Here is a 13,401-nt window from a genome sequence, read left to right as displayed (position 1 = left end):
TGCCATGCTCTGTGAGCGTTCACAGTAGAGAAACATCCCGGACACTTGTCAATGGTTGTTGCTGTGCGGTTATGTTGGGCTCACGCCGCCGACGATGTGTGTGCACGTTCCCAAATGATCGATTAAACGGGAGAGATCCATGCCGGACACCAGCCCCAGGGGCCTCACCAGGCTCGCCTTCGGTGGGGACTACAACCCCGAGCAGTGGCCGGAAAGCGTCTGGCAGGAGGACGTCCGGCTGATGCGCGAGGCCGGGGTCACGATGGTGAGCGTCGGGATCTTCTCCTGGGCCCTCCTGGAGCCGGCGCCGGGGGAGTACGACTTCGGCTGGCTCGACCGGGTCCTCGGCCTGCTCCACGAGAACGGCATCCGGGTCGACCTGGGTACGCCGACCGTCGCACCGCCCGCCTGGTTCTACCGGGCGCACCCCGAGGCCCTGCCGGTCACCGCCGAGGGCGTGCGCCACGAGTTCGGCTCGCGCGGCGCCATCTGCCACTCGAACACCGACTACCGTGCCGCCGCCGCGGCGATCACCACCAGGCTCGCCGAGCGGTACGGCGACCATCCGGCCCTCGCCCTGTGGCACGTCCACAACGAGTACGGCGTCCCGGTCTCGGCCTGCTACTGCGACTCCTGCGCCGCGCACTTCCGCCGCTGGCTGGCGGACACGTACGGCACGGTCGACGCGGTCAACGAGGCCTGGGGCACGGCCTTCTGGGGCCAGCACTACACGGACCTGGCACAGATCAACCCGCCGCGGGTCACCCCGACCGTCGGCAACCCGGGCCAGGCGCTCGACTACAAGCGGTTCGCGGACGCCACCATCCGCGAGAACTTCCGCGCGGAGCGGGACATCCTGCACCGCCTCTCACCCGGCGTCCCGGTGACCACCAACTTCATGACCGCCCTCAGCCAGTGCGACTCCATCGACTACTGGGCCTGGGGCCGCGAGGTGGACCTGGTCACCAACGACCACTACCTCATCACCGACGGCCGCCGCACCCACGTCAACCTCGCCATGGCCGCCGACCTCACCCGCTCGGTCGCCGCCGGCGCCCCCTGGCTGCTCCTTGAGCACTCCACCTCGGGCGTCAACTGGCAGCCGCGCAATCCGGCCAAGGCGCCCGGCCAGATGGCCCGCAACTCCCTCGCCCACGTGGCCCGCGGCTCCGAGGGCGCGATGTTCTTCCAGTGGCGGCAGTCCCGGCGCGGCGCCGAGAAGTTCCACTCCGCGATGCTTCCGCACGGCGGCACCGAGACCCGGGTGTGGCGCGAGGTCGTCGGACTCGGCGCCTCCCTGGACTCGTTGAGCCAGATCAAGGGCACCCGCACCCAGGCCGACGTCGCCGTCCTGTGGGACTGGCAGTCCTGGTGGGCGCAGAACCTCCAGTGGCGCCCCAGCGAGGACCACGACCCGCGCGAGCGCGCCGACGCCTTCTACGAGGCCCTCTACGACCGCCACCTCACCGTGGACTTCGCCCACCCGGAAAGCGACTTGTCGGCCTATCCCCTTGTCGTCGTACCGGCCCTCTACCTGACGACGGAGGCCGCCGGCGACAACCTCCGGGAGTACGTCGAGAACGGCGGCACGCTCGTCGTCTCGTACTTCTCCGGCATCGTCGACGAGCACGACGCGGTGCACGAGGGCGCCTACCCGGGCCCGCTGCGCGAGACCCTCGGCCTCACGGTCGAGGAGTTCTCGCCGCTGCTCGAGGACCAGGCGGTACGGCTGACCGGCCCCGAAGGACCCGAGCTGACCGGGGACGTGTGGACCGAGTTCGTCGTGCCGCGCGGCGCCGAGACCGTCTGGAGCTACGCCGACGGCCTCACCGCGGGCCACCCGGCGGTCACCCGGCACCGGCTGGGGGAGGGCACCGCCTGGTACGTGTCGACCCGTCTCGACGCGCACGGCCTGGACGCGCTGCTCGGCCTGGCCGCCGAGGACGCCCGGATCGCGCCCCGCGCCGAACTGCCCCGCGACGTCGAGGTGGTGCGCCGCACCGGCGAGTCCGGCACCAGCGCCTTCCTGTTCGCGATCAACCACACCGCCACCGACGCCAAGGTGCCCCTGGAGGCCCACGGCACCGAACTGCTGACGGGCGAGCGCGCCGCGGGCCGGCTCGCGGTCCCGGCGGGCGCCGTCCGGGTCGTACGGCTCGACGGCTGAGCCCGGCCGCGGGCCGGGCCGCCGCGCCCGGCCCGCCCAGAGACTCCCCTCCGTCCGCGCGTGCCACGAGAGCCGCGGGCGGAGGGGCGCTCCTCCGGCCCCGCCGGAGGAACCCCTCCCAGTCACGTCGAAGGGACGACGGACGATGATGTTCCATCCCAGACGCACCATCAGAGCCCTGCTGCTGCCGCTCGCGGCCGGGCTCGCCCTGCTCACCCTGCCCGCCCAGTCCGCCCAGGCGGCGAGCACGCTCACCAACGGCGGGTTCGAGTCCGACGGTGCGGGCGTGGCCGTCCCCACCGGCTGGTCGGAGTACGGCGACACGGGCGCCTCGTACACCGAGTCCGGTGGCCACGGCGGCAGTTACCGGCTGAGCCACTACTCGGCCTCCGCCTACAAGGTGGAGACGTACCAGTACCTGTCCGGGCTGACCAACGGCACCTACACGCTCACCGCCTGGGTCCGCTCCAGCGGCGGCCAGAACTCCGCCTACATGTCCCTGAAGAACTGCGGCAGTTCGGAGCAGCGGACCGACCTGCCGGTCTCCACGAGCAGCTGGGTCCGGATCGTCACCTCGATCGCGGTCACCAACAACCAGTGCACGGTCAGCTTCTACTCCGACGCCAACGCGGGCAACTGGATCAACGTCGACGACGTGACGTTCGCGTCCGGGTCGACGGGACTGTCTATCAAGGGCGCCGACATCTCGTCACTGGCCAAGAGCGAGGCCAAGGGCGGTGTCTACAAGACCAGTTCCGGAACCACCGGGGACGCCGTCACCATCCTGCGGAACGCCGGGATGAACTACGCGCGCCTGAAGGTCTGGGTCAACCCGGCCGACGGCTACAACGACAAGGCCCACGTGCTGGCCGTGGCCAAGCGCGTCAAGGCGGCCGGCATGAAGCTGCTGGTCGACTTCCACTACTCGGACAGCTGGGCGGACCCGGGCAAGCAGACCAAGCCCGCCGCCTGGTCCGGCCACTCCTACAGCCAGCTCAAGACGGACGTGTACAACCACACCTACGACGTCCTGAACGCGCTGAAGGCCCAGGGCACCACCGCCGACATGGTCCAGATCGGCAACGAGATCAACGGCGGCATGCTCTGGTCCGAGGGCTCCACCGACAACTGGTCGCAGCTCGCCGGTCTCCTCAACTCGGGCTACAGCGCGGCCAAGGCGGTCTCCTCCGGCACCCAGGTCGCCCTGCACCTGGCCAACGCGGGCGACGACGCCACGGTCCGCTGGTGGTTCGACAACGCCAAGACCTACGGCATCAACTACGACGTGATCGGGCTGTCGTACTACGGCTACTGGCACGGTTCGCTGGCCGCCGCCCAGACCACCCTGGACGACGTGGCCTCCCGCTACGCCAAGCCGGTGTTCATCGCCGAGACCGCCTACCCGTTCACCCTCGCCCAGGACGACTCGCTGGAGAACCAGATCGACACCAGCGGCGAACTGGTCACCGGCTACCCGGCCACCGCGGCCGGCCAGCTGGCGTGGATGAACGCCGTCGCGAACATCGTGGAGGCCGTCCCGAACGGCCGCGGCCTCGGTGTCTTCTACTGGGAGGCGACCTGGACCGCCGTCACCGGGAACGGCTGGGACCCGACCGACGCCACGTCCGGCAACGGCTGGGAGAACCAGGCCCTGTTCGGCTACGACGACAAGGCACTGTCCTCCATGGCGTGGTTCAGCCACCGCTGAACCACCACTGACGCGGCTGGGCCCGGCCACAAGGGGACGGCCGGGCCCCGCCGCCCCGTCCGGCCGTCCGATCTCGGACAACGCGCGCCGAGCCCCTGACGTGGGGGCTTCGGCTGCGCGAAGGTGGGCATCACGACTACGGGGAGGCAGGGACGGAGGCCGGTCGGATGCTGAGGAACGCCAAGAGCACAAGCCGCCTGGACATTCTGGACTGGCTCAAGGATCCGGCGGCCCACTTCCCACCCCAGCGCCACGCCGACCTCATGGAGGACGGCGTCACCCGCCGGGCCGTCGCCGCCAAGCTCGGCGTCTCCTGCCGGGTCGCCGGCGCCCATCTGGACCTGCTGACCCGGCTCGGCCTGCTGCGCACCAAGCGCATCCGGCACCGCGTCTACTACCGGCGCGACGACATCCGGATCGCCGAGGTGGCCCGGCTGTTCGAAAAGGGCTGGTGAAACAGGGCCGGTTCGAGGTCGCGGGGTACCGCCGCCGCCTGTCACCATGGGCCGCATGGACCGACCCACGCGCCTCGTCCCCCTCCACTACGTCGCCGTCGGCGGCCGGGGCCCGGAGGACGTGGTCACCGATCCGGACGGCCGGGTCCTGACCGGCGTCGAGGACGGCCGCATCCTGCGTCTGGACGGCCTCGGCGACCCGGACACCGCCCGGGTCCGGATGCTCGCCGAGACCGGGGGCCGCCCGCTGGGGCTCCAACTCCTCCCGGACGGCGACCTGCTGGTGTGCGACGCGGAGCGCGGCCTGCTGCGCGTCGGCCTCGCCGACGGAGCCGTGCACGTCCTCGCCGACTCGGTCGACGGCGAGCCGCTGCGGTTCGCGAGCAACGTGGTCGCCCTGTCCGACGGCACCGTCTACTTCACGGTCTCCAGCCGCCGCTTCCCCCTGGACCAGTGGGTCGGCGACATCGTCGAGCACAGCGGCACCGGCCGGCTGCTGCGCCTCGCCCCCGGTGCCCGCACCCCGGAAGTGGTCTGCGACGGGCTCCAGTTCGCCAACGGGCTGGCCGTGAGCGGGGACGGCACGTTCCTGATCGTCGCCGAGACCGGCGCGTACCGGCTGACCCGCTACTGGCTCACGGGGCCGCGCGCCGGGCGGGCCGAGTTCTTCGCCGAACTGCCCGGCATGCCCGACAACATGTGGCGCGACGGCGATCTGACCTGGGTCGCCCTCGCCGGTCCCCGCAACCCCCCGCTCGACCTCCTGCACCGCACCCCGGCCGCCGTCCGGCGGGCCGCCGCGCGCGCCGCCGTGCACGCTCCCTACCGCCCGGTCGGCACGATCGCCGTCATGGCGCTGGACGACGACGGCCGCGTCGTCCATCACCTGGCCCGGGGGCGCTCCGGTTTCCGCATGGTCACCAGCGTCTGCGTGACGGGCCGGCTCCTGGTCCTCGGCAGTGTCGGGGAGCCCGGCGTCGCGGTCTGCGCGGCCCCCACCGCGAAGTGACCGGCGCGTACCTCCGGCGGTACCCTGTTGCACCCCTCGGGGCGGTGCCCGAACAGGAGACGTACGACCCATGACAGCCCCGGAAGCCGAGAGCCTCCGCGTCCGGCCGGCCCCCCGCCGCCGGTCCGAGTGGCGTACCCAGGCCCCCGTCGTCGCGGTGGTCGCCGCGGGCGGCGCGATCGGCGCGGTGGCCCGTTACGCACTCGCCCTGGCCCTGCCCACCGCCGCGGGCGGCTTCCCCTGGGCGACCTTCTGGACCAACGTGATCGGCTGTGCCGTGATCGGCGCGTTCCTGGTCCTGATCACCGAAGGCGTCCCCGCGCACCGCCTCGTCCGGCCCTTCTTCGGCACCGGTGTCCTCGGCGGCTTCACCACCTTCTCCACGTACGCCGTCGACATCCAGAGACTGGTCGACCACGGCCGGCCCGCCACCGGTCTCGGCTATCTCGCCGCGACCCTGTGCGCGGCCCTCGCGGCGGTGTGGTGCGCGGCCACCGTGACCCGCAGGGTCCTCACCCGGAGGCAGCGATGACGAGACTGACGGGCCGCGCCCTGCGCCTGACCGTCCACATCGGCGAGGACGACACCTGGCACCACAAGCCCCTCTACACGGAGATCGTGCACCGCGCCCACACGGCCGGTCTCGCGGGCGCCAGCGTCTTCCGGGGCATCGAGGGCTTCGGCGCCTCCTCCCGCATCCACACCTCCCGGCTGCTGTCGCTGAGCGAGGACCTGCCGGTGGCGGTCGTGGTCGTGGACACCGAGGAGCGGATCCGGGCCTTCCTGCCACAGCTCGACGAACTGGTGACCGAAGGCCTGGTGACCCTGGACGACTGCGAGGTCATCAGGTACGTCGGCCGGGCGGCCGAGCCGGGCGAACCGGACACGGAAGGTAAGAACTCGTTGTGAACTGGCTGCTGGTCGTCGCGGGTGCCGTGATCGGCGCCCCGCTGCGCTATCTCACCGACCGAGCCGTCCAGGCCAGGCACGACTCCGTGTTCCCGTGGGGCACCTTCGTGGTCAACGTCACCGGCTGCCTGATCCTGGGCCTGCTGACCGGCGCGGTCTCGGCGGGCGCCGCGAGCCCCCACCTCCAGCTGCTCCTGGGCACCGGCCTGTGCGGGGCCCTGACGACGTACTCGACGTTCTCGTACGAGACCCTGCGGCTGACCGAGACCGGTGCCGGGCTCTACGCTGCCGCCAACGTGGTCGCGAGTCTCGTGGCGGGGCTCGGGGCGGCCTTCGCCGGGGCCGCGATCGCTCAGGCCGTCTGGGCCTAGTACTTGCCTCACACCCGTGCGCTGTAAGACTGTCTACAGCACTGTCGACCAAACTCAGCAGAACTGGATCCCATGAGCGCCATCTCCGTCGGTCAGGCCGTCGTCCTCGGTGTCGTCGAGGGGGTGACGGAGTTCCTTCCTGTCTCCTCCACCGGTCACCTCAAGATCACCGAGGGGCTCATGAACATCCCCGTCGACGACAAGTCCGTCGTCGGGTTCTCCGCCGTCATCCAGGTGGGCGCCATCGCCGCCGTGCTCGTGTACTTCTTCAAGGACATCAAGCGGATCGTCTCCGCCTGGTTCCGGGGCCTCACGAACAAGGAGGAGCGGTACCACCACGACTACAAGTTCGCGTGGTGGGTCATCTACTCGACCATCCCGATCGTCCTGGTCGGCCTCGCCGCCAAGCCGCTGATCGACGGACCGCTCGGCTCGCTCTGGGTGGTCGGCGGCTCGCTGATCGCCGGCTCCGTCGTGATGTGGTGCGCGGACCAGATGGGCCGCCACAAGCGCGGGGAGGACGACACCTCCTTCAAGGACGCGATGCTGGTCGGCTGCTCGCAGATCCTCGCCCTGCTCTTCCCCGGCTTCTCCCGCTCCGGCGCCACCATGTCCACCGCGCTCATCCTGGACCTGGACCGCGTCGCCGCCACCCGGCTCTCCTTCTTCCTCGGCATCCCGGCCCTGACCGGCGCCGGTCTCTACGAGCTCAAGGACGCCCTGGGCGCGGGTGTCGGCGCCGCCCCGCTGGCCGTCGGCACGATCGTCTCCTTCGTCGTCGCCTACGCGTCCATCGCCTGGCTGCTGAAGTTCGTCGCCAAGCACTCCTTCAACGCGTTCGTGATCTACCGCATCGTCATCGGCCTGGCTCTCTTCGGCCTCCTCGCCGCCGGCACCATCAACGCCTGACCTCGCCCGGCCGCTCCGCGCCCGCCGGTCACCGCTCCGCCACGGGGTGTGACACCTGTGCATTCAGGTGCCGCACCCCGTGAATGTTTCCTTTCGCGACACCTTGACAGGCTCGTCCCGCAACCCGGAACATCTCACCCGTGAACCTGTCAGACAGCCCGACAGCCGGACAGCCCCCGCGGCGCGTGAGCGCCATGGAGGCGGTGCTGGCGCACCTGCGCGCCGCCATCGAGCGCGGCGAGTACGCCGTGGGCGACAAGCTGCCCTCCGAGGCGGAGCTCTGCCGCACCCTGGAGATCAGCAGGCCCGTCCTGCGCGAGGCCCTGCGGGCCTTGCAGACGATGGGCCTGACCGTCTCCAAGACCGGCAAGGGCACCTTCGTGGTCGCCAACGCCGTCGAGGACCCCACCTTCGGCGACTACGCGGCCAGCGACCTGCTGGAGGTGCGCCGGCACATCGAGATCCCGGTCGCCGGGTACGCGGCGCTGCGCCGCACCCCCGAGAACCTGGACCACCTGGCCCATCTGCTCGACCGCATGGAGCGGGAGACGGACACCACCGCGTGGGTCGCGATGGACACCCTCTTCCACCTGGCCGTGGCCGAGGCCGCCCAGAACCCGGTCTTCCGCCGGGTCATCGAGGAGATCCGGGACGCACTGGCGCGTCAGTCGGCCTTCCTCAACGAGCTGGGCGGCCGCCGCGAGCAGTCCAACCGGGAGCACCGGGCCATCGTCGAGGCCCTGATGGACGGTTCCGAGCCCGACGCCGTGGACGCCATGAGCCACCACCTGGACCGCGTCGAGACCACCCTCACCCACATCGTGCGCCCCGCGCGCACGGACCAGCACAAGGAAGGCGGAACCGAGGCGTGAGCGAACAGCACCTCAAAGACGAGACGCGCCCCTCGTCCCGTCACGTCGACGCCGGGGACCACGGCTACAGCAAGTCGCTGAAGCACCGGCACGTCAACATGATCGCCATCGGCGGAGCCATCGGCACCGGCCTCTTCCTCGGCGCCGGCGGCCGCCTCGCCGACGCCGGCCCCTCCCTCTTCGTCGCCTACGCGGTCTGCGGTGTCTTCGCGTTCCTCGTCGTGCGCGCCCTCGGCGAACTCGTCCTCTACCGCCCGTCCTCCGGCGCCTTCGTCTCGTACGCCCGGGAGTTCCTGGGCGAGAAGGGCGCCTACACGGCCGGCTGGATGTACTTCCTGAACTGGGCCACCACCGGCATCGCCGACATCACCGCGGTCGCCACCTACACCCACTACTGGGGGATGTTCTCCGACATACCTCAGTGGGTGATCGCCCTGATCGCCCTCGCCGTGGTCCTCACCGTGAACCTGATCTCGGTGAAGATCTTCGGCGAACTGGAGTTCTGGTTCGCGATCGTCAAGGTCAGCGCGCTGGTCGTCTTCATGCTCATCGGCATCTTCCTGCTGGTGACCCAGCACCCCGTGGACGGCGCCACCCCGGGCCCCTCCCTGATCACCGACAACGGCGGCGTCTTCCCCAACGGCCTGCTCCCGATGCTGCTGATCATCCAGGGCGTCGTCTTCGCCTACGCCTCGGTGGAGCTGGTCGGTGTCGCCGCGGGCGAGACCGAGAACCCCGAGAAGATCATGCCGAAGGCGATCAACTCGATCATGTGGCGCGTCGGCCTGTTCTACGTCGGCTCGGTCGTGCTCCTCTCGATGCTGCTGCCCTGGAACAAGTACACGGCGGGCCAGAGCCCCTTCGTCACCGTGCTCTCCCACATCGGCGTCCCGGCGGCCGGCGGTGTGATGAACCTCGTCGTCCTCACCGCGGCCATGTCCTCGCTGAACTCCGGTCTCTACTCCACCGGCCGCATCCTGCGCTCCATGGCCGTCAACGGCTCAGCCCCCAAGTTCACCGCGCGGATGAGCCGTACCCAGGTGCCGTACGGCGGCATCCTGCTCACCAGCGGCATCTGTGTGCTCGGCGTGGGCCTCAACTTCGTCGTCCCGGCCGACGCGTTCGAGATCGTCCTCAACTTCGCGGCGATCGGCATCCTCGCGACCTGGGGCATGATCATGCTCTGCCACCTGCTGTTCTGGCGGAAGACCCAGAACGGCGAACTCACCCGCCCCGGCTACCGGTTGCCGGGCTCTCCCTGGACCGAGATCGTGACGCTGGCGTTCCTCGCCGCCGTCCTGGTCCTGATGTACGCCGACGGCGGCGCCGGACGCACCACCGTGCTGTGCCTGCCGCTGATCGTCGCCGCGCTGGTCGCCGGGTGGTACGCCATCCGCGGCCGCCTGGCGCGCCCGTCCGCCGGACCCGAAGCGTGAACCGCGACCGGGTCCGTCCCGACTCACCCGAGACCAGGAAGTGATGTACAGCAGTTCCCCCGCGGACGCACCCGTCGTCCGTGAGCCCCTCCACGCCCCCGTCGCCCACCTCATACGCGACGGGGTCGTCGAGGGCATCCACTACGGTTCCGTCGTCGTCCTCGGCGCCGACGGAGAGGTCCAGTTCCAGCTCGGCGACATCGAGGCCGCGTTCTACCCGCGCTCCGCCCTCAAGCCCGTCCAGGCCGTGGCGATGCTGCGGGCCGGGCTGCCCCTCGACGGCGACCTGCTCTCGCTGGCCGCCGCCAGCCACTCCGGCGAGGAACGCCACCTCGCCGGCGCCCGGCGCATCCTCGGCCTCGCCGGGCTGACGGAGGACGACCTGCGCAACGTCCCCGACATGCCGTACGGCCCCGCCGTCCGCGACACCTGGATCCGCGACGGCCGGCAGCCGTCGCGGCTCGCCCAGAACTGCTCAGGCAAGCACGCCGCGATGCTGTGGACCGCGAAGCTGAACGGCTGGTCGCTGGACGACTACCTCGACCCGGCGCATCCGCTCCAGCAGGCGATCGCCGAGATCGTCGAGGACCTGACGGGGCAGCGCATCGCCCGTACGACCGTGGACGGCTGCGGCGCGCCGCTGTTCTCCGTCTCCCTGCACGGGCTGGCCCGCGCGGTGTCGCGGATCGCGGCCGCCGCACCGGGTACGCCCGAGGCGAAGGTCGCCGACGCGATGCGGGAGCACGCGGAGATGGCGTCCGGGGCGGGGCGTGACGTGGCCGCGCTGATGCGGGCCGTGCCGGGGCTGCTGGCCAAGGACGGCTTCGAGGGCGTCGAGGCCGCGGCACTGCCGGACGGCCGGGCCGTCGCCGTGAAGATCGCCGACGGGGCGAACCGGGCACGGATTCCGGTGGCCGCGGCGGCGTTGGCGCGGGCCGGGGTCGAGCCGGGGCTGTTGACCGAGTTCGCGGGTGAGCGGCTTCTCGGCGGTGGGCGGCCGGTCGGGTGTGTGCGGCCCGTTCGGTCCCTGGAGCCGGTTGCGGCTTGCGCCTAGCGGGGCGGGCCGATCTGTCGTCGGGCGGCTGCGGGCCGGTTGTGGCCGGTCGCGCAGTTCCCCGCGCCCCCAAGGGGGCGCTCTACCCTCACTCTTCTGGGACAGGACCCATGATTACTCGTAGTGAACACGATCTGCTCGGTGACCGGGATGTGCCCGTCGGCGCCTACTGGGGTGTGCACACCCTGCGGGCGACCGAGAACTTCCCGATCACCGGTATGCCGATCTCCGCGTACCCGCATCTGATCGACGCCCTCGCCGCCGTCAAGGAGGCCGCCGCCCTCGCCAACGAGGAACTCGGGCTGCTGGCCCCCGAGAAGGCCGCCGCGATCGTCGCCGCCTGCCGGGAGATCCGGGGCGGCAAGCTGCACGACCAGTTCGTCGTCGACGTCATCCAGGGCGGGGCCGGCACGTCGACGAACATGAACGCCAACGAGGTCGTCGCCAACCGGGCGCTGGAGTTGATGGGGCATCAGAAGGGCGAGTACCGGTACCTGCACCCCAACGAGGACGTCAACCTGGGGCAGTCGACCAACGACGTCTACCCGACCGCCGTCAAGATAGCGACCGTCTTCGCGGTGCGCGGGCTGCTGCGGGCGATGGCCGTGCTACAGGACTCCTTCGGGCGCAAGGCCGTCGAGTTCCGTGACGTGCTGAAGATGGGCCGCACCCAGTTGCAGGACGCGGTGCCGATGACCCTCGGGCAGGAGTTCTCCACCTTCGCCGTGATGCTGGACGAGGACCGCAGCCGGCTCGCCGAGGCCGTCGAGCTGATCCACGAGATCAACCTCGGCGCCACCGCCATCGGCACCGGCCTCAACGCACCCGCCGGGTACGCCGAGTCGGCCCGCCGCCACCTCGCCGGGATCACCGGGCTGCCCCTGGTCACCGCCGCCAACCTGGTCGAGGCCACCCAGGACTGCGGGGCCTTCGTCCAGATGTCCGGGGTGCTCAAGCGGATCGCGGTCAAGCTCAGCAAGGGCTGCAACGACCTGCGGCTGCTGTCCTCCGGGCCGCGTGCCGGCCTGGGCGAGATCAACCTGCCGCCCGTGCAGGCCGGTTCGTCGATCATGCCCGGCAAGGTCAACCCGGTCATCCCCGAGGTCGTCAACCAGGTCGCCTTCGAGGTCATCGGCAACGACGTCGCCATCACCATGGCCGCCGAGGCCGGGCAGCTCCAGCTGAACGCGTTCGAGCCGATCATCCTGCACTCCCTGTCGGAGAGCATCACGCACCTGCGGAACGCCTGCCTGACGCTGGCCGAGCGGTGCGTCGACGGCATCACCGCCAACACCGAGGTGCTGCGGGCGACCGTCGAGAACTCGATCGGCCTGGTCACCGCCCTCAACCCCTACATCGGGTACACGGCGGCCACCGACATCGCCAAGGAGGCCCTCGCCACCGGCCGCGGTGTGGCCGAACTCGTCCTGGAGAAGGGCCTGTTGCCCGCCGAGCGGCTGGCCGACCTGCTGCGCCCCGAGGTCGTCGCCGGTAGCGGCGCACCCCTGGCCTGACCTGCGGGTACGCACCAGGACCGGTCCGGAGGCACAATGGTGATCATGACAATGACGTCGCCCCGAGCCTTCCTGCCGGTCCTGGAGCGGATCGCCGAGGAGATAGAGCGCACGCCCGGTCGCGGCCGCCCCGCCGACTACATCCCGGCCCTCGCCGCCTGCGACCCCCGCAGCTTCGGCATGGCGGTCGCCGAGCTGGACGGCACGGTCTACGGGGTGGGGGAGTGGCGGCAGCCGTTCTCCACGCAGTCCGTCACCAAGGTCTTCACCCTCGCCCTGGACCTCGCCCGCGAGGGCGACGAACTCTGGGAACACGTCGGCCGCGAACCCTCCGGCAACCCCTTCAACTCGCTGGTCCAGCTGGAGTACGAACAGGGCATCCCGCGCAACCCCTTCATCAACGCGGGCGCCCTCGTCGTCACCGACCGCCTCCAGACCCGCACCGGGGACGCGGCCGGCGAGCTGCTGGCGTTCCTGCGCGCCGAGAGCGGCAACTCCTCCCTGGACTTCGACCAGGAGGTGGCCGCCTCCGAGACCCAGCACGGCGACCGCAACGCCGCCCTGGCCCACTTCATGGCCTCCTACGGCAACATCGACAACGACGTCCCGGTCCTCCTCGACCAGTACTTCCGCCAGTGCTCCGTCCGCGCCTCCTGCGCCGACCTCGCCCTGGCCACCACCTTCCTGGCCCGCCACGGCATCCGGGCCGACGGCACCCGGCTCCTGACCAGAAGCCAGGCCAAGCAGGTCAACGCGGTGATGCTGACCTGCGGCACGTACGACGCGGCCGGCGACTTCGCCTACCGGGTGGGCCTGCCGGGCAAGAGCGGGGTCGGGGGCGGCATTATCGCGGTGGTACCGGGCCGCTGCGCGATCTGTGTCTGGAGCCCAGGTCTGGACGAGCGGGGCAACTCGGTGGCGGGAGTAGCGGCCCTGGACAGATTCACCACTCTGACGGGCCTGTCGGTCTTCTAGACCGGGACCGTGGCGCCCTGCA

The 13,401-nt window shown here is 70.8% G+C and carries 13 protein-coding genes; all 13 read left to right on the top strand.

Translation table 11 applies throughout. From position 1 onward, the window contains the following. Window positions 1-139: 139 nt before the first annotated feature. The 13 genes from AAW13_RS05245 to AAW13_RS05185 all read left to right on the top strand — a co-directional run bounded on the left by AAW13_RS05245 (window position 140) and on the right by AAW13_RS05185 (window position 13,379). On the top strand, window positions 140-2,167 hold the full coding sequence (locus AAW13_RS05245; RefSeq protein WP_046727794.1) for a beta-galactosidase: 2,028 nt from the start codon (window positions 140-142) through the stop codon (window positions 2,165-2,167). A gap of 148 nt (window positions 2,168-2,315) precedes the next feature. Then, the gene (locus AAW13_RS05240) at window positions 2,316-3,875 is read left to right on the top strand and encodes a glycosyl hydrolase 53 family protein (protein ID WP_046727816.1); all 1,560 of its coding nucleotides are present in this window, start codon (window positions 2,316-2,318) and stop codon (window positions 3,873-3,875) included. A 167-nt stretch (window positions 3,876-4,042) separates the two neighbouring features. Then, window positions 4,043-4,330: a hypothetical protein gene (locus AAW13_RS05235; protein ID WP_046727793.1), complete on the top strand. Its 288-nt coding sequence runs from the start codon at window positions 4,043-4,045 to the stop codon at window positions 4,328-4,330. Between the two features lie 55 nt (window positions 4,331-4,385). Further along, on the top strand, window positions 4,386-5,339 hold the full coding sequence (locus tag AAW13_RS05230; RefSeq protein ID WP_046727815.1) for an SMP-30/gluconolactonase/LRE family protein: 954 nt from the start codon (window positions 4,386-4,388) through the stop codon (window positions 5,337-5,339). 70 nt (window positions 5,340-5,409) lie between these two features. Next, complete coding sequence (gene crcB / locus AAW13_RS05225) at window positions 5,410-5,871, top strand: fluoride efflux transporter CrcB (protein WP_046727792.1); 462 nt, start codon at window positions 5,410-5,412, stop codon at window positions 5,869-5,871. Beyond that, window positions 5,868-6,248: a DUF190 domain-containing protein gene (locus tag AAW13_RS05220; protein WP_046727791.1), complete on the top strand. Its 381-nt coding sequence runs from the start codon at window positions 5,868-5,870 to the stop codon at window positions 6,246-6,248. Before crcB (AAW13_RS05225) ends, AAW13_RS05220 begins: the two co-directional genes overlap by 4 nt. Continuing rightward, entirely contained in the window at window positions 6,245-6,619 is a 375-nt protein-coding gene (crcB, locus tag AAW13_RS05215) for a fluoride efflux transporter CrcB (RefSeq protein ID WP_046727790.1), read from the top strand. Before AAW13_RS05220 ends, crcB (AAW13_RS05215) begins: the two co-directional genes overlap by 4 nt. A 72-nt stretch (window positions 6,620-6,691) precedes the next feature. Beyond that, window positions 6,692-7,528: an undecaprenyl-diphosphate phosphatase gene (locus AAW13_RS05210; RefSeq protein WP_046727789.1), complete on the top strand. Its 837-nt coding sequence runs from the start codon at window positions 6,692-6,694 to the stop codon at window positions 7,526-7,528. Window positions 7,529-7,722: 194 nt separating this feature from the next. Beyond that, on the top strand, window positions 7,723-8,400 hold the full coding sequence (locus AAW13_RS05205; RefSeq protein ID WP_046727788.1) for a FadR/GntR family transcriptional regulator: 678 nt from the start codon (window positions 7,723-7,725) through the stop codon (window positions 8,398-8,400). Continuing rightward, complete coding sequence (locus tag AAW13_RS05200) at window positions 8,397-9,836, top strand: amino acid permease (RefSeq protein ID WP_046727787.1); 1,440 nt, start codon at window positions 8,397-8,399, stop codon at window positions 9,834-9,836. Before AAW13_RS05205 ends, AAW13_RS05200 begins: the two co-directional genes overlap by 4 nt. 43 nt (window positions 9,837-9,879) lie before the next feature. Continuing rightward, entirely contained in the window at window positions 9,880-10,890 is a 1,011-nt protein-coding gene (locus AAW13_RS05195) for an asparaginase (RefSeq protein ID WP_046727786.1), read from the top strand. A 110-nt stretch (window positions 10,891-11,000) separates the two neighbouring features. Further along, window positions 11,001-12,404: an aspartate ammonia-lyase gene (gene aspA / locus AAW13_RS05190; RefSeq protein WP_046727785.1), complete on the top strand. Its 1,404-nt coding sequence runs from the start codon at window positions 11,001-11,003 to the stop codon at window positions 12,402-12,404. 36 nt (window positions 12,405-12,440) lie between these two features. Next, on the top strand, window positions 12,441-13,379 hold the full coding sequence (locus tag AAW13_RS05185; protein ID WP_046727784.1) for a glutaminase: 939 nt from the start codon (window positions 12,441-12,443) through the stop codon (window positions 13,377-13,379). The last annotated feature ends 22 nt before the right edge of the window (window positions 13,380-13,401 follow it).

Source organism: Streptomyces humi (assembly GCF_001005085.2).
In the GTDB taxonomy this organism is placed as follows: Bacteria; Actinomycetota; Actinomycetes; order Streptomycetales; family Streptomycetaceae; genus Streptomyces; species Streptomyces humi.
This window is presented reverse-complemented; position numbering and strand designations above follow the sequence as displayed.